The following is a 15,094-nucleotide window of genomic DNA, read 5'->3' as shown; positions in this document are numbered from 1 at the left end:
GCTCACCGTCGCACGAGCCGGAAGACCCTGATCTCCCGCTCCACCCGTGCCTGGTACGCCGCGTACGGCGGCCAGAACTCCAGCACCGCGCGCCAGGCCCGCGCGCGCTCCTCCCCCGCCAGCAGCACGGCCGTGACCGGGATGTCCTCGCCCCGCCAGTTGATCTCGGCGGCCGGGCGGGCGAGGAGGTTGTGCGTCCAGGCGGGATGGCCCGGCCGGCCGAAGTTGGAGCCGACCAGGATCCAGCCGCCTCCGTCGGCCTCGGCCAGACAGGCCAGCGGGGTGCGCCGGGGCAGTCCGCTCCGCGCGCCGGTGGCGGTGAGGATCACTCCGGGCAGCATCAGGGCGCTGAGCAGCACCCTGCCCCGGCTGAGCCGGTGGACGGCGCGGTCCAGGGCGGGCACGACATGAGGGGCGGCCTTCGCGAAGGCCCTGGTGGAGGACACCTTCTGCACCGCGCCGCGCAGACCCGAGGCCATCAGACAGCCACCTCTCCCTCGAACAGCCCCGCCGAACCGGCGGCATGGTCGCGCAGCCGGTGGACGGGCCCGAAGAGGAGCTCGTCGCCGGCGGCGCGCTTGAAGTACAGGTGGGCCTCGTGCTCCCAGGTGAAGCCCAGCCCGCCGTGCAACTGGATCCCCTCGGCCGCCGCGACGCGCAGCGCCTGGAGGGCCTGCGCGAGCGCCAGCCCGCCGACCGGCTCCGCGCGGGCAGTGGCCCAGGCCGCGTAGTAGGCCGCCGAGCGGGCCGCCTGCACCTGGACGTACACGTCGGCCAGGCGGTGCTTGACGGCCTGGAAGGAGCCGATGGGCCGGCCGAACTGCTCACGCCGACCGACGTGTTCCACGGTCCGCGCCAGGATGCCGTCGGCTGCCCCGACGGACTCGGCGGCGAGCGCGGCGGCGGCGGTGTTCCCGACCGCGGCCAGGGCCCCCGGGACGTCCGCCCCGTCCTCCCCCAGCAATTGCGCGGGTACGTCGCGCAGTTGCACACGGGCCCGCGGCCGGGACGGGTCCAGGGCGGTCAGCCGCACCCGTACGACACCGGCGGCCTCACCCGGCACCAGGAACAGCAGGGTCCGCGAGCGGGCGAACCCCCCGGCGTGCGCGGCCACCACGAGCAGGTCCGCGCTGTGCCCGTCGAGGACCTGGTCGGCCTCCCCGTAGAGCCGCCAGCCGCCGTCGGCCCGGCGGGCCTGCACACCGCCCGCCCGGCCGCCGCCGGCCCAGTCGCCCCGGTTGCCGCCGGTCAGCGCGAGGGCGGTGGCCAGCCGCGCGCCGGGAACGGCGAGGGCGGCGGTGAGGCGGCCGGAGGCGATGCGCGGGAGCAGGTCGGCGCGCTGGGCGTCCGTGCCCAGGGCGAGCACGAGGGGGGCCACCAGGACGCCGGTGGCGAGCAGCGGTGAGGGGAACGGTGTCCGGCCGGTCTCCTCGCAGGCGAGGGCCAGTTCGGTCGCCGAGCAGCCGACCCCGCCGTACGCCTCGGGCAGCGCCAGGCCCGGCAGGCCGAGTCCGGCGGCGAGGCCGGTCCACAGGCGTCGGTCGTGTCCGTCCGGGCCGTGCGGGGCGGCCCGCTCCCGCTCGGCGTCGCGGTTGCGGCGGAGCAGCTCGCGCAGCGTGCGGCGGATCTCGTCCTGCTCGGGGGTGAAGCCGGCGTCCATGAGCGACCTCCAGGATCTGACGGGTCGTCATGTTAGGGCAGCGGGGCCGCGATACCCAGACCTGCCGGGGAACCACCGATCTGATGTACCGTCAGATTCATGCGGACCCGGAGAGTGGCCGTGGTGGGCGTTTCCCTGTCCGCCTGCGGCCGTGTGGACCAGGCAACCCCGTACACCCTGCACGCCCAGGCCGCCCGCCGGGCCCTCGCCGACGCCGGGCTCGACCGCGGCCTGGTCGACGGCTTCGCGTCCGCCGGCACGGGCACGCTGGCACCCGCGGAGGTGGCCGACTACCTCGGCCTGCGCCCGACCTGGGTCGACTCCACCTCGGTCGGCGGCTCGACCTGGGAGGTCATGGCGGCCCACGCCGCCGACGCGATCGCCGCCGGCCACGCGAACGCGGTGCTGCTGGCCTACGGCTCCACGGCCCGCGCGGACCTCAGGGCGGGCCGGCGCACCGGCACCCTCTCCTTCGGCGCCCGCGGCCCGCTCCAGTTCGAGGTGCCGTACGGCCACACCCTGATCGCGAAGTACGCCATGGCCGCCCGCCGCCACATGATCGAACACGGCACGACCGTCGAGCAGTTGGCCCAGGTCGCCGTCCAGGCGCGGGCCAACGCCGCGCTCAACCCCGAGGCGATGTTCCGCGACCCCATCACGGTCGACGACGTCCTGTCCGGCCCGCCCGTCGCCGAGCCGTTCACCAAGCTGCACTGCTGCATCCGCTCCGACGGCGGCGCGGCGGTGCTGCTGGCGGCCGAGGAGTTCGTACGGGACTGCCGTACCGCCCCCGTGTGGATCCTCGGCACCGGTGAGCACGTCTCGCACGCCGCCATGTCGCAGTGGACCGACTTCACCGTGTCCCCGGCGGCGGTGAGCGGACGGCTGGCCTTCGAACGCGCCGGAGTGCGCCCGGACGAGATCGACTTCGCCGAGATCTACGACGCCTTCACCTACATGACCCTGGTGACCCTGGAGGACCTCGGCTTCTGCGCGAAGGGCGAGGGCGGCGCGTTCGTGGAGAAGGGCCGGCTCAGGGTCGAGGGCGGGGAACTGCCGGTGAACACCGACGGGGGCGGCCTGTCGGCCCAGCACCCCGGTATGCGCGGGCTGTTCCTGCTCGTGGAGGCGGTGCGGCAGTTGCGCGGGGAGGCGGGTGCCCGCCAGGTGCGCGCGCGGGACGGCGAACTGCCCCGGCTCGGGGTGGCCTCGGGGACGGGGGGCTGGTTCTGCTCCTCCGGGACGGTGATCCTGGGACGCGGGTGAATCCGCATTCCCCCGGCACCCAGCGGCCCGGCTACCCGGAATACGGCCCCCGCCGGGGCACGCTGACAGGGACAAGCGGATGCCCGCGGACCTGGAGCACTCGAAGGAGAGCGATCATGGCACTGTCCCGTGAGGAACGCGAACAGTTCCTGGCCGAACCCCACGTGGCCGCGTTTGCGGTGGCCGGGATGGCGGGCAGGGCCCCGCTGACCGTGCCGATCTGGTACCAGTACGCGCCCGGCGGCAACATCTGGATCATGACCGGCCGCGACTCCCGCAAGAACGAGCTGCTCGGCGCGGCGGGCCGGTTCTCCCTGATGGTCGACCGCGTAGAACCGACCATCCGCTACGTCTCCGTCGAGGGCCCGGTGATCGGGACCACCTCCGCGACCGTCGAGGAGCTGCGGGAGCTGGCCGCCCGCTACCTCCCCGCCGACAAGGTCGACGGCTATGTCGACTTCGCCGCGAAGAACCACGGCGAGCAGGTCGTCATCCGGATGCGGCCCGAGCGGTGGGTGTCCTCGGACCTCGGGTCGGTCTAGGGCTGGTCCAGGGCCTGTCGTCACATTGCTGTCGTCGCCCGAAGGGCGGCCCCGCGGCGTCGTCGCCCGAAGGGCGGCCCCGCGGCGTCCGGTGCGCGCTCCGGGGGTCCCCGGCCGGAGGCCGGGGGAATGCCGGGCGGAAGTTTTCGTACCGGACGTACCCGGGCCTTCCCCCGGTGCCGCGAGCGGGGGCACCTCCCACACCTTTCAGGCAGTGGGGGAGCGCGCCGGGCGTCGCGGGACAGGCGGGAATCCGACGGCAGGCCCCAGGCCGTCGCGGCGGCCCGCGGGGGGATACTCGCCCCATGGAACCGGATCTTCACGAGCTGCTGAGGTCGCTGCGGGTGTGGGACCCGGAGGCCACCGAGCTGCCGCCGTTCGACCCCGCCGCGGCGCCCGCCGAACCGCTGCCCCTGTTCACCGGATGGCTGGCGCAGGCGGTGGCCGCGGGCCAGCCCGAACCGCACACCATGTCCCTGGCCACGGCGGACGAGGAGGGCCGGCCCGATGTGCGCACGGTGATGCTGCACGGCGCCGACGCACACGGCTGGTCCTTCGCGACCCACCTCACCAGCCGCAAGGGCGGCCATCTCACGGCCCGCCCCTATGCCGCCCTGGGCTTCTACTGGCCCGCCCAGGGCCGGCAGGTCCGGGTGCGGGGCCCGGTCACCACGGCCCCGGCCGAGGAGAGCCGGTCCGACCTGCACGCCCGCTCCACGGGCGCGCTGGCCGCCGCGCTCACCGGCCACCAGAGCGAACCCCTCGGCTCCCTGGACGAACTCGCCCGCGCCTCGGACGAGGCCTGGACCCGGGCACGGGACACCCCGCAGGCCCCGGTCCCCACCTGGACGCTCTACCGACTCCTGCCCGACGAGGTCGAGTTCTTCCAGGGCGACGCCCGGCGGCGCCACGTCCGGCTGGCCTACCGGCGCACCCCGGACGGCTGGACCCGGCAGCTCCTGTGGCCCTGAGACCGGGCCGCGTTCACAGCCGGACCGGCGGGTCGGTGGCCAGTCGGCCGTGCAGGTGCACGTCGCGGAACGTGTCCTGCCGCCCGGCCTCCCACATCGCGCCGCGCAGGGTCCCCTCGTAGGGGAATCCGCAGCGCTGCGCGATCCGGCAGGAGGCCTCGTGGCCGAGGGCGTGGCCCAGTTCCAGGCGGTGCAGGCCGAGGTCCGTGAACGCCCAGTCGGCGGCGAGGACGAGGGCGCGGGCGGCGACGCCCCGGCCGCGGGCCTCGGGGAGGGTCCAGTAGCCGACCCGCGCCACGCGGAAGACATGGTCGATCTCGTTGACACCGAGGTGGCCGAGCGTGGTGCCCGTGGCGGCGTCCGCGACGCGGAACGACGCGCCGGAACCGTTCGCCCAGCTCTCCGCCTTGGCGCGGAGGGAGGCACGGGCCTCGGACAGCCCGGTGATCTGCTTCAGCGGAGTGTTCCAGCGCTGGAACTCCGGGTCGGACATGCCGCGCAGCCAGTTCTCGGCGTCGGCGTCGGAATCCGGGTCCCAGCGGCACAGCCGCAGACCGTGGCCGTGCGGCTCGGGGAAGGGCTGGGAGACGAGGGACCGGGCGCGTATGTGGGACATCGCCCCATTCAATCTCCTCGTCGGCGGTGAATCACCCCCGATCCCGCCGGACCCGGAAGACCGGCACTCCCTCCCGGAACGCCACCGCCAGTTCCGCCCCCGCCCGCAGGTCGTCCGGCCCGCACTCGACCACCTCGGTCATCATCCGCGGCCCCTCGGCGAGGTCAACGACCGCGGCGACGTACGGGGTGCGCTCCCCGAAGGGCGGCAGGTCGTTGCGGTGCACGACGGACCAGGTGTAGAGCGTGGCGCGACCGGAGGCCTCCTCCCAGCCCACGTCCTCGCTCCAGCAGTACGGGCAGAACTCCCGGGGGTAGTGGTGCGCCCGCCCGCACGCCCGGCAGCGCCGCACCAGCAGCCGCCCGCCCGCCGCGGCGTCCCAGTAGGTCCGGGTGAACGCGTCGACGTCCGGCAGATCGTGCCGCGCGCTCACGGCAGCCACCCCAGGGCGGCGTCCAGCGACCAGGTCTGCCAGGACATCCCGAACAGGGCGACGGTGGAGATCAGCGCCATCATGAGGTTCTGCCCCTGCTCGGCCCAGTCGTGGATCATGAGGCTGAAGTAGAGGACGTTGAGCAGCAGCCCGCCGGCCAGGGCGACCGGGGTGAGGAATCCGGTGATCAGGCCGAGTCCCAGGGCGAGTTCCGCGTACACGACGACGTACGCCATCACCCGCGGCCGGGGGGCGACGACGCGCCGGAATCCCGAACGCACCACGCCCCAGCGGTGCTCCGCCGCCACGTCCGCCGCCCAGGCGATCCCGGTGCCCCGCTCGAACCAGCCCTTCTTGTCCTTGTGCCGCCAGCTCTCCAGCCACCACAGCCCGAGCCCGATGCGCAGCACGGCCAGCCACTGCGCACCGCTCAGCCAGATCGTGTCCATGGGCTCTCCCGCCGACGGTCCCGCCGTATCTGACGGTACGTCAGTTAATCGGCACGGCCCCCGGGTGTCCACCCCTCGCCCCGCGCCCGGTCCTCCCCGATCACTCACAACCAGTCGCCCGGCGCCACAAGCTCCACCCACTCCTCCCCCACCCGTGATCGATCCGCAACCAATTTCGGTCTTGACCGAGACCCATCAACCCGGCATGTGGTTACGCTCCGGGACATGCCCGACTCCACAGCGCCCACCCAACCCGAGGGACCCACGTCCCCGCAGCGGGAGGAACCGACGTCCGCGAGCCCCGAGACCTCCCGGGACGACGGCGGCCCGCGCCCCTCGCAAAGCCCCGCCGACCGGCCCGTCTACGTCATCGGCGGCGGACCGGGCGGCCTCTCCGTCGCCCGGGCGCTGCGGGCCCGCGGCATCCGCGCGGTCGTACTGGAGAAGTCCGACCGGGTCGGCGCGTCCTGGCGACGCCACTACGACCGGCTGCACCTGCACACCACCCGCCGGCTGTCCGCGCTGCCCGGACTGCCGATGCCGCGCCGCTTCGGACGCTGGGTCTCCCGGGACGACGTGGTGCGCTACCTGGAGAAGTACGCCGAGCACCACCAACTGGAGATCGTGACCGGCGTCGAGGTCTCCCGCGTCGAGCGGGCGCCCGACGGCACCGGCTGGCTGCTGCACGCCACCGGCGGCCGTGAACTGACCGGCGGCGCCGTGGTCGTCGCCACCGGCCACAACCACACCCCGCGCCTTCCGGACTGGCCGGGCCGGGACACCTACTCCGGCGAACTGCGCCACGCCCGCGACTACCGCAACCCCGAGCCCTACGCCGGCCAGGACGTCCTCGTCGTCGGCGTCGGCAACACCGGCGCGGAGATCGCGGTCGACCTCGTCGAGGGCGGCGCGGCCCGGGTGCGGCTGTCGGTGCGCACCGCCCCGCACATCGTCCGCCGCTCCACGGCCGGCTGGGCGGCCCAGTACACCGGTGTGCTCGTGCGCCGGCTGCCGGTCCGGCTCGTCGACCGGCTCGCCCGCCCGCTGGCCAAGGTCAGCGTGCCGGACCTGAGCGCGCACGGCCTGCCCCGCCCCGCGACCGGCCTGTACAGCAGGGTCACCGAGGGCTCGATCCCCGTGCAGGACGTCGGCCTGGTCGACGCGGTGCGCGGCGGCAGGGTCGAGATCGTCGCCGCGGTACAGGCGTTCGAGGACGGCGAGGTCCTGCTCGCGGACGGCAGCCGGGTCACCCCGGACGCCGTCGTCGCCGCGACGGGCTACCGCCGCGCGCTGGAGCCCCTCGTCGGCCATCTCGACGTCCTGGACGACCGCGGCAGGCCCGTCGTGCACGGTGCCCGCACCCCGCGCAACGCCCCCGACCTGTACTTCACCGGTTTCACCAACCCGATCAGCGGCATGTTCCGCGAGCTGGCGATCGACGCGGAGAAGATCGCCCGGACCATCGCCAGGAGGAGCGCCGACCGGGTCTCCCGGCTCCCCGGCTGAGCCCCACCGGGTCCCGCCCGCCCGATTTCCCGGCTGCACACCGGTTCCTGACAATGCGTCAGTTCAGTAATCTGACAGTGCGTCAGTTATTTGTTGCTGGTGGCTGTCACACAGGAGCGGGCGGGCCCATGCTTGGATCAACCCACGGCACCCTCACCACCGACGCCCGCCGGGCCCGGGTCATCGCCTGCGGCGAGCGGCGGCCCCACCCCGCCGTCCACGGCCGCCCGGCCGATGTGGCGGACCTGGACGTCAGCGGGCGGCCGCTGCACGCGGAGGTCCCCGATCTGGACCGCTTCTTCCGCCCCGAGTCCGTCGCGGTGATCGGCGCCTCGGACGCCGAGGGGCGCCCGAACACCGGGATCACCCGGCAGCTGACGGCATGGGCGGAGCGGGTCGGGGCGCGGCTGCACCCCGTCCACCCCACCCGTGAGTCGGTCTTCGGCATCCCCTGCGTCCCTTCCGTCGCCGACCTGCCCGAGCAGGTCGATCTCGCCGTGCTGCTGGTCGCCGACCCGCTGCCGGTGGTCGAGCAACTCGCCGAGGCCAAGGTGCGGTTCGCGGTGGCCTTCGCCGCCGGGTTCGCCGAGACCGGCGAGGAGGGCGCGGCGGCGCAGGCCCGTCTCGCCGCCGCCGTCCGGCGGTCCGGGACCCGGCTGCTGGGGCCGAACACCAACCTCAACGCCTTCGAGGAGTTCCGCGAGGACCTGGACGGGCCGGCCATCGCCCTGATCACCCAGTCCGGGCACCAGGGCCGGCCCGTCTTCGCCCTCCAGGAACTCGGTGTCCGCCTCTCCCACTGGGCCCCGACCGGCAACGAGGCCGATCTGGAGGCCGCCGACTTCATCTCCTGGTTCGCCGAGCGGCCCGAGGTCGGCGCCATCGCCGCCTATGTCGAGGGGCTCAAGGACGGCAGGTCCTTCCTGCTCGCCGCCGACCGGGCCGCCCGGCGCAAGGTGCCGGTCGTCGCGGTCAAGGTGGGCCGCACCGAGACCGGCGCGCGCACGGCCGCCTCCCACACCGGCAAGCTGACCGGCGCGGACGCGGTGGTGGACGCGGCGATGCGGCAGTACGGCGTGATCCGGGTCGACGGGCTGGACGAGCTCCAGGACACCGCGGCCCTGCTGGCCCGTGCCCGTCCGCCGCGCGCCGACGGTGTCGCCGTGTATTCGATCTCGGGCGGCACGGGCGCGCACGTCGCCGATCTCGCGGTGGCGGCCGGACTGCGGCTGCCGGTGCTGTCGCAGGCCAGGCAGGCCGAGCTGCACCAGTGGATCCCGCCGTATCTGAACGTGGCCAACCCGGTCGACAACGGGGGGCACCCGGTCGGCGACTGGCGCGGCCGGAAGATCATCGACGCGATCCTCGACGACCCCGAGGTGGGGGTGCTGATCTGCCCGATCACCGGGCCCTTCCCGCCGCTGAGCGACCGGCTCGTACGGGATCTGGTGGACGCGGCGGAGCAGACCGACAAACTGGTGTGCGTCGTGTGGGGGTCGCCGGTCGGCACCGAGCCGGCCTACCGCGAGGTGCTGCTCGGCTCCTCGCGGGTGGCCACCTTCCGCTCCGTCGCCAACTGCCTCACGGCGGTGCGCGCCCATCTCGCCCACCACCGCTTCGTACGCGACTACCGCTCCCCCTTCGACGACGCCCCGCGCAGCCCCTCGCCCTCCTTCCGCAAGGCGCGCGAGCTGATGCGGCCGGGGCAGCAGCTGAGCGAGCACGCGGCCAAGATGCTGCTGCGGGCCTACGGGATCCGGGTGCCGCGCGAGCAGTTGGTGACCAGCGCCGCGGCGGCCGTCCGGTCGGCGGGGCAGGTGGGCTACCCGGTGGTGATGAAGGCGTCCGGAGCGCGCCTGGCCCACAAGACCGAGCTGGGCCTGGTGAAGATCGGGCTGACCTCGGCCGCGCAGGTCCGCGACGCCTACCGCGAGCTGACCGACATCGCCCGCTACGAGGGCGTCCCGCTGGACGGTGTGCTGGTGTGCCAGATGGTCGAGCAGGGCGTGGAGATGGTCGTCGGCGTCACCCACGACGACCTCTTCGGGCCGACCGTGACCGTCGGGCTCGGCGGTGTGCTCGTGGAGGTGCTGCGGGACGCGGCGGTGCGGGTGCCGCCGTTCGGCGAGGACCAGGCCCGGGACATGCTGACCGAACTGCGCGGCCGGGCCCTGCTCGACGGGGTGCGCGGACGCCCGCCGGCCGATCTCGACGCGCTCGTCGAAGTCGTCCTGCGGGTGCAGCGCATGGCGCTGGAGCTCGGCGACGACCTGGCGGAACTCGACATCAACCCGCTGATGGTGCTGCCCAGGGGGCAGGGGGCCGTGGCCCTCGACGCGCTGGCCGTCTGCCGCTGAACGCCGGCGGCGCACGGCGCCCACGACCTCTCGTACGAAACGGAGCACACCCATGCCCGACTCCCCCCGGCAGTCCGCATCTCCCCCTGCGTCATGGATAACGCACGCCACTGACAACCACGTCGCGCGGATCACCCTCGACCGGCCCGAGGCGCTCAACGCGATCACCCCTGACCAGCGCGAACGCATCATCGAACTGCTCGGTGCGGCCTCCGCCGACCCCGGCGTGCGGGCGGTCGTCGTCACCGGCACGGGCCGCGGCTTCTGCGCCGGGGCGGATCTGCGCGGCGCGGCCCCGGCCGGCGAACGGATCGCCGGCGACGTGGCCCGCACGCTCCGGGTCGGCGCCCAGCGCCTGATCGCCGCCGTCCTCGACTGCGAGAAGCCGGTGATCGCCGCCGTCAACGGCACGGCGGCCGGACTCGGCGCCCATCTGGCGTTCGCCTGCGACCTCGTGCTCGCCGCGGAGTCCGCCCGGTTCATCGAGGTGTTCGTCCGGCGCGGCCTCGTACCCGACGGCGGCGGCGCCTATCTGCTGCCGCGGCTGATCGGCCCGCAGCGCGCCAAGGAGCTGATGTTCTTCGGGGACGCCCTCGGCGCGGCGGACGCCGAACGCCTCGGGCTGGTCAACCGCGTCGTGCCGGACGCCGAGCTGGACAAGACGGCCCGTGAGTGGGCCGACCGGCTCGCGGCGGGTCCGACCCGGGCCCTCGCGCTGACCAAGCAGCTCGTCAACGCGTCCCTCGACACCGACCGCGGCACCGCCTTCGCCGCCGAGGCCGCCGCGCAGGAGATCAACATGGCGACGGAGGACGCACGGGAGGGCGTGGCGAGCTTCGTCGAGCGCCGCACCCCCGGCTTCCGGGGACGCTGAGCAGGTCACGGCGGTGTCCGGACCCGCGCACCCCTTCCCATCTGACACTCCGTCAGTTTCAATGGTCGGTGTGATGGGACATGCCGGGATGGCGGACGCCGCCGTCCGATACCTCAGGTCCGTCCGGGGCACCTCCGCGGCGCCGCGCCGGGTCGAAGCACTGCCGCGCCCCGAGCTGCGCTGCGTCGGCGCGGACGAGCGGGCGCCCGTCGACCCCGCGGAGTTCCGGCGCGTCCTCGGCAACTTCGCGACCGGCGTCACCGTCGTCACCGCGCCCTGCGCCGACGGCCCCGCCGGATTCGCCTGCCAGTCCTTCTCGTCGCTCTCCCTCGACCCGCCCCTGGTGGCCTTCATGGTCGGCCGTACGTCGACCACCTGGCCGCGCATCGCGCACGCGGGCGTGTTCTGCGTGAACGTGCTCGGCTCACGCCAGGGCGAGCTGTGCCGCGGCTTCGCGGTCAGCGGCGGGGACAAGTTCGCCGGAGTGGCCCACGACGCGGCGCCCGTCTCCGGCTCCCCCCGCCTCGCGGGCGCCCTGGCCTGGATCGACTGCGCCGTCCACGCCGTCCACACCGGCGGCGACCACCTCATCGTGGTCGGCCGCGTGACCGCCCTCGGCACCACCGGGACGGACGACGCGCCGCTGCTGTTCCACCGGGGGCGGTTCCTCTAGTGCCGCGTCAGGCGACGTTCGCCCCGCGCAAACGTTGCCTGACCCGGCACTGGGGCGAAGCACGCCCTGGGCCGGGCGGTTCCTCCCGGGCCCGCCAGACCGGCCGTTCGGGTCCGCGGCGCCGGGTCAGGCCGTCGCGAGGCGTGCCGTCTCCGGCCGCCGGCGGATCACCAGCGCCATCAGCGCCGCCGCCGCGCACAGCGCGCCCGAGGCGTACCAGACCACGTCGTAGGAGCCGAAGACGTCCCGCGCGACGCCGCCCAGGAAGGCCACGACGGCCGCGCCGACCTGGTGCGAGGCGAGCACCCAGCCGAAGACGATGGCGCTGTCCTCGCCGTACCGCTCCCGGCACAGCGCCATGGTCGGCGGCACCGTGGCGACCCAGTCGAGGCCGTAGAAGACGATGAAGAAGAGCATCGGAGGGTGGACGCTCGGCGCCAGCAGCATCGGCAGGAACAGCAGCGAGACACCCCGCAGCGCGTAGTACACGGCCAGCAGCCGGCGCGGGTCGAAGCGGTCGGTGAACCAGCCCGAGGCCACCGTGCCGACCACGTCGAACACCCCGATGACCGCGAGCAGCGAGGCCGCGGCCGTGATGGGCATGCCGTGGTCGTGGGCGGCCGGGACGAAGTGGGTCTGGATCAGGCCGTTGGTGGAGGCGCCGCAGATCGCGAAGGTGCCGGCCAGCAGCCAGAACGGCCCGGTGCGGACGGCGGACAGGAGCACCGTCACCGCGCGGCGGGCGGCACCCGGCACGGGGTCCGGCTTCGGCACGAACTCCTTGGCCCCGTACGGCTTCTGGCCCACGTCCGCGGGGTGGTCGTGCAGCAGCAGCCAGACGAAGGGCACGACCGCGAGGGCGGCGAGGGACACGGTGACGGCCGCGGGGCGCCAGTCGTGCGTCTCGACGATCCAGGACAGCACCGGCAGAAAGATCAACTGGCCGGAGGCCGAGGCGGCGGTGAGGATGCCGGTGACCAGTCCGCGCCGCTCGGTGAACCAGCGGTCGGTGACGGTCGCCGCGAAGGCCAGCGCCATCGAACCGCTGCCCAGACCCACCAGCAGGCCCCAGCACAGCAGCAGCTGCCAGGCCGCCGTCATCCACACCGTCAGGCCCGAGCCGACCGCGATCACGGTCAGCGCGCCCGCGACCACCCGCCGGATGCCGAAGCGGTCCATCAGCGCGGCGGCGAAGGGGGCCGTCAGTCCGTACAGGGCGAGGTTGACGGAGACGGCCGCGCCGATCGTGCCGCGCGACCAGCCGTACTCCTGGTGCAGCGGATCGATGAGCAGCCCCGGCAGGGAGCGGAAGGCGGCCGCGCCGATGATCGTCACGAAGGTGACGGCGGCGACGAACCACGCGCGGTGGATCCGGCCCGTCCTGCCCGAGCGGGGTTCCTCCACCGCGGCGGCATCCGTTGTCTGTGTCACGTCACTGAGCTTCCGACGTGGCATCTCCCCGAGCGAGTGGCCCGACGGTCAGCATTCGTTAGGATCGGGCCATGACCGCAGAGCCCGCGTCCCGACCGCACCGTGTCGTCGTCCTCGCCCTGGACGGGCTGCTGCCCTTCGAGCTCGGCATCCCGCACCGCATCTTCCAGCGCGCCAGGGACTCCGCGGGCCGCAGGCTCTACGAGGTCGTCACCTGCTCGGTCCGGCCGCCGGGCCCGGTCGGGACGGACAGCGACTTCGCCGTCCTCGTCGCGAACGGACCGGAGGCCCTGGCCACCGCCGACACCGTCGTCGTCCCGGCGTCCTACGAGCTCGGCCCGGTCCACGAGGAGGGCGTCCTGACCGCGGAACTGGCCGCCGCCTTCGCGCTCATCCGCCCCGGCACCCGGCTCGCCGCCATCTGCAACGGCGGATACGTCCTCGCCGCGGCCGGACGTCTGGACGGCCGCCCCGCCGCCGCGCACTGGGCCGACGCCGAGCACTTCCAGCGGATCTTCCCGCGGGTCGAGGTCGACGCGGACGTGCTGTTCATCGACGACGGCGACGTGCTGACCTCGGCCGGCGTGGCCGCCGGCATCGATCTGTGCCTGCACATCGTGCGCCGCGACCACGGCACCGCCGTGGCCAACGAGGTGGCCCGGCGCACCGTCGTCCCGCCGCACCGCGACGGCGGCCAGGCGCAGTACATCCACCGGCCGGTGCCCGACCCGCAGCAGGCGACCACCACGGCCGCCCGCGCCTGGGCGCTCGGCCGGCTGCACGAGCCGATCCAGTTGCGCGACATGGCCGGGCAGCAGGCGATGTCCGTACGCACCTTCACCCGGCGCTTCCGCGAGGAGGCCGGTGTCAGCCCCGGCCAGTGGCTCACCCAGCAGCGGATCGAACGCGCCCGCCATCTGCTGGAGTCCACCGATCTGTCCGTGGACCAGGTGGCCCGGGACGCGGGCTTCGGCACCGCGCAGTCGATGCGGCAGCACCTCCAGGCCGCGCTCGGCGTCACCCCCACCGCCTACCGTCGCACCTTCCGCTCGGGCGCCGACGGCTCCGAACGCCGGGGGAACGCGGACGCCCGGGTCTGAACCGCCCCGCACACCGGCACGGGCACGTGTACGGCGGGAGCGAGGGGCACGTGCACGTGTACGGCAGGCACCTCGCATGCGACGGGCACCGGCACCGGCGCGGCAGCCACCTGGACGGCCGTCACGTGGACGGCCCACAGGCCCCCACGTCGACGGCCCGCGCCTCAGAACGTCAGCACCGCGCGCGCCACCCGCCCCGCCTCCGCGTCCTCGGCCGCCTTGCCGAAGTCCTCCACCGGATACGTCCGGGTCACCAACTCGTCCAGCATCAGCCGGCCCTCCCGGTACAGCTCGGCGTACAGCGCGATGTCCCGCTGCGGCCGCGACGAGCCGTAGCGGCAGCCCAGGATCGACTTGTCCAGGTACATCGACGACACCACGAACGACGCCTCGGCCGTGGCCGGCGGCACCCCGAGCAGCACCGCCTGCCCGTGCCGGTCCAGCAGGTCGACCGCGGCCCGGACGAGTTCGACCCGGCCGACGCACTCGAAGGCGTGGTCCGCGCCCGTCGGCAGGATGTCCCGCACCCCCTCCACGGAGGTCAGGAAGTGGCTCGCCCCGAACAGCCGGGCCACCGCCTCCTTCGCCGGGTTGGCGTCCACGGCGACGATCCGCAGGGCACCAGCCAACCGCGCGCCCTGGATCACGTTCAGTCCGATCCCGCCGGCGCCGATCACCACGACGCTGTCCCCGCGCTCCACCCGCGCCCGGTTCAGCACCGCCCCCACACCGGTCAGCACACCGCAGCCGATCAGCGCGGCGGACGTCGCGGGAACGCCCTCACCGATCCGGACCGCCTGTACGGCCCGGACCACCGTCAGCTCGGCGAAGGCGGAGTTGGAGGCGAACTGGTACACCGGCCGGCCGGCCCTCGAGAACGGCCGGCCGGGCCGTCCGATGGCCCGCCGGCACATCGTCGGCCGTCCCCGGTCGCACTCCGCGCACGTGCCGCAGTTGGCAAGGGTGGACAGCGCCACCTGGTCCCCGGGCGCGACGTGCGTGACGCCGTCGCCCACCGACTCGACGATCCCCGCGCCCTCGTGCCCCAGCACCACGGGGGCGGGGAACGGGATGGTCCCGTCCACCACGGACAGATCGCTGTGGCACAGCCCCGCCGCGGTGATCGCCACCCGCACCTCGCCGGGCCCCGGATCCCGTACCTCCAGGTCGTCCACGACCTCGACCCGCCGCCCGTCGAACACCACGCCCCGCATCA

General features: G+C 74.2%; 15 protein-coding genes. 8 read left to right on the top strand and 7 right to left on the bottom strand.

Features of this window, described 5'->3' with window-relative positions:
- Nucleotides 1-2 precede the first annotated feature (2 nt).
- A complete protein-coding gene (locus tag DN051_RS22230) occupies nucleotides 3-479 on the bottom strand; it encodes a nitroreductase/quinone reductase family protein (RefSeq protein ID WP_053760897.1) in 477 nt (158 codons plus the stop codon).
- Nucleotides 479-1,660 (bottom strand): acyl-CoA dehydrogenase family protein, encoded by a 1,182-nt coding sequence (locus DN051_RS22225; protein WP_112439360.1) that lies wholly within the window; start codon nucleotides 1,658-1,660, stop codon nucleotides 479-481. The genes DN051_RS22230 and DN051_RS22225 overlap by 1 nt, the downstream gene beginning before the upstream one ends.
- A gap of 99 nt (nucleotides 1,661-1,759) precedes the next feature.
- Here DN051_RS22225 and DN051_RS22220 point away from each other — a divergent pair, with 99 nt between their 5' ends.
- From DN051_RS22220 to DN051_RS22210, 3 genes are all read left to right on the top strand, one after another.
- The gene (locus DN051_RS22220; protein ID WP_112439359.1) at nucleotides 1,760-2,926 is read left to right on the top strand and encodes a thiolase C-terminal domain-containing protein; all 1,167 of its coding nucleotides are present in this window, start codon (nucleotides 1,760-1,762) and stop codon (nucleotides 2,924-2,926) included.
- A gap of 116 nt (nucleotides 2,927-3,042) precedes the next feature.
- On the top strand, nucleotides 3,043-3,468 hold the full coding sequence (locus tag DN051_RS22215) for a pyridoxamine 5'-phosphate oxidase family protein (protein WP_053760894.1): 426 nt from the start codon (nucleotides 3,043-3,045) through the stop codon (nucleotides 3,466-3,468).
- 305 nt (nucleotides 3,469-3,773) lie between these two features.
- Nucleotides 3,774-4,439 carry a pyridoxine/pyridoxamine 5'-phosphate oxidase gene (locus DN051_RS22210; RefSeq protein ID WP_112439358.1) on the top strand — a complete coding sequence of 222 codons (666 nt, stop codon included), beginning with the start codon at nucleotides 3,774-3,776 and terminating at the stop codon, nucleotides 4,437-4,439.
- A gap of 13 nt (nucleotides 4,440-4,452) precedes the next feature.
- Here the strand turns inward: DN051_RS22210 and DN051_RS22205 are convergent, their stop codons facing one another.
- Genes DN051_RS22205 through DN051_RS22195 form a run of 3 tightly spaced genes read right to left on the bottom strand, consistent with a single transcriptional unit; the run spans nucleotide 4,453 to nucleotide 5,937 of the window.
- On the bottom strand, nucleotides 4,453-5,055 hold the full coding sequence (locus tag DN051_RS22205) for a GNAT family N-acetyltransferase (RefSeq protein ID WP_112439357.1): 603 nt from the start codon (nucleotides 5,053-5,055) through the stop codon (nucleotides 4,453-4,455).
- A 31-nt stretch (nucleotides 5,056-5,086) separates the two neighbouring features.
- Entirely contained in the window at nucleotides 5,087-5,488 is a 402-nt protein-coding gene (locus DN051_RS22200) for a Zn-ribbon domain-containing OB-fold protein (protein ID WP_079001332.1), read from the bottom strand.
- Nucleotides 5,485-5,937, bottom strand: a complete 453-nt coding sequence (locus DN051_RS22195; protein ID WP_112439356.1) for a DoxX family protein — start codon at nucleotides 5,935-5,937, stop codon at nucleotides 5,485-5,487. The genes DN051_RS22200 and DN051_RS22195 overlap by 4 nt, the downstream gene beginning before the upstream one ends.
- Nucleotides 5,938-6,162: 225 nt before the next feature.
- Here DN051_RS22195 and DN051_RS22190 point away from each other — a divergent pair, with 225 nt between their 5' ends.
- From DN051_RS22190 to DN051_RS22175, 4 genes are all read left to right on the top strand, one after another.
- Nucleotides 6,163-7,443: a flavin-containing monooxygenase gene (locus DN051_RS22190; RefSeq protein WP_079001300.1), complete on the top strand. Its 1,281-nt coding sequence runs from the start codon at nucleotides 6,163-6,165 to the stop codon at nucleotides 7,441-7,443.
- Nucleotides 7,444-7,571: 128 nt separating this feature from the next.
- Nucleotides 7,572-9,800 carry an acetate--CoA ligase family protein gene (locus DN051_RS22185; protein ID WP_112439355.1) on the top strand — a complete coding sequence of 743 codons (2,229 nt, stop codon included), beginning with the start codon at nucleotides 7,572-7,574 and terminating at the stop codon, nucleotides 9,798-9,800.
- Nucleotides 9,801-9,852: 52 nt separating this feature from the next.
- Nucleotides 9,853-10,674 (top strand): enoyl-CoA hydratase/isomerase family protein, encoded by an 822-nt coding sequence (locus DN051_RS22180; protein ID WP_053760888.1) that lies wholly within the window; start codon nucleotides 9,853-9,855, stop codon nucleotides 10,672-10,674.
- A 73-nt stretch (nucleotides 10,675-10,747) separates the two neighbouring features.
- Complete coding sequence (locus tag DN051_RS22175; RefSeq protein WP_112442380.1) at nucleotides 10,748-11,347, top strand: flavin reductase family protein; 600 nt, start codon at nucleotides 10,748-10,750, stop codon at nucleotides 11,345-11,347.
- Nucleotides 11,348-11,473: 126 nt separating this feature from the next.
- On the opposite strand, the gene DN051_RS22170 is transcribed toward DN051_RS22175, so the two are convergent.
- Nucleotides 11,474-12,778, bottom strand: coding sequence for an MFS transporter (locus DN051_RS22170; protein ID WP_112439354.1), 1,305 nt, complete (start codon nucleotides 12,776-12,778; stop codon nucleotides 11,474-11,476).
- 71 nt (nucleotides 12,779-12,849) lie between these two features.
- On the opposite strand from DN051_RS22170, the gene DN051_RS22165 reads away from it, so the two are divergent.
- Complete coding sequence (locus tag DN051_RS22165) at nucleotides 12,850-13,878, top strand: GlxA family transcriptional regulator (protein ID WP_053760885.1); 1,029 nt, start codon at nucleotides 12,850-12,852, stop codon at nucleotides 13,876-13,878.
- 164 nt (nucleotides 13,879-14,042) lie between these two features.
- On the opposite strand, the gene DN051_RS22160 is transcribed toward DN051_RS22165, so the two are convergent.
- Nucleotides 14,043-15,092 (bottom strand): Zn-dependent alcohol dehydrogenase, encoded by a 1,050-nt coding sequence (locus tag DN051_RS22160; protein ID WP_112439353.1) that lies wholly within the window; start codon nucleotides 15,090-15,092, stop codon nucleotides 14,043-14,045.
- Nucleotides 15,093-15,094 lie beyond the last annotated feature (2 nt).

The organism is Streptomyces cadmiisoli (genome assembly GCF_003261055.1).
GTDB lineage: Bacteria > Actinomycetota > Actinomycetes > Streptomycetales > Streptomycetaceae > Streptomyces > Streptomyces cadmiisoli.
This window is presented reverse-complemented; position numbering and strand designations above follow the sequence as displayed.

Excerpts from the sequence above, each read along its gene's own strand:
- DN051_RS22230 (WP_053760897.1), bottom strand. The coding sequence starts at position 479 with ATGGCCTCGGGTCTGCGCGGCGCGGTGCAGAAGGTGTCCTCCACCAGG.
- DN051_RS22225 (WP_112439360.1), bottom strand. The coding sequence starts at position 1,660 with ATGGACGCCGGCTTCACCCCCGAGCAGGACGAGATCCGCCGCACGCTG.
- DN051_RS22220 (WP_112439359.1), top strand. The coding sequence starts at position 1,760 with ATGCGGACCCGGAGAGTGGCCGTGGTGGGCGTTTCCCTGTCCGCCTGC.
- DN051_RS22215 (WP_053760894.1), top strand. The coding sequence starts at position 3,043 with ATGGCACTGTCCCGTGAGGAACGCGAACAGTTCCTGGCCGAACCCCAC.
- DN051_RS22210 (WP_112439358.1), top strand. The coding sequence starts at position 3,774 with ATGGAACCGGATCTTCACGAGCTGCTGAGGTCGCTGCGGGTGTGGGAC.
- DN051_RS22205 (WP_112439357.1), bottom strand. The coding sequence starts at position 5,055 with ATGTCCCACATACGCGCCCGGTCCCTCGTCTCCCAGCCCTTCCCCGAG.
- DN051_RS22195 (WP_112439356.1), bottom strand. The coding sequence starts at position 5,937 with ATGGACACGATCTGGCTGAGCGGTGCGCAGTGGCTGGCCGTGCTGCGC.
- DN051_RS22190 (WP_079001300.1), top strand. The coding sequence starts at position 6,163 with ATGCCCGACTCCACAGCGCCCACCCAACCCGAGGGACCCACGTCCCCG.
- DN051_RS22185 (WP_112439355.1), top strand. The coding sequence starts at position 7,572 with ATGCTTGGATCAACCCACGGCACCCTCACCACCGACGCCCGCCGGGCC.
- DN051_RS22180 (WP_053760888.1), top strand. The coding sequence starts at position 9,853 with ATGCCCGACTCCCCCCGGCAGTCCGCATCTCCCCCTGCGTCATGGATA.
- DN051_RS22175 (WP_112442380.1), top strand. The coding sequence starts at position 10,748 with ATGGGACATGCCGGGATGGCGGACGCCGCCGTCCGATACCTCAGGTCC.
- DN051_RS22165 (WP_053760885.1), top strand. The coding sequence starts at position 12,850 with ATGACCGCAGAGCCCGCGTCCCGACCGCACCGTGTCGTCGTCCTCGCC.
- DN051_RS22160 (WP_112439353.1), bottom strand. The coding sequence starts at position 15,092 with ATGCGGGGCGTGGTGTTCGACGGGCGGCGGGTCGAGGTCGTGGACGAC.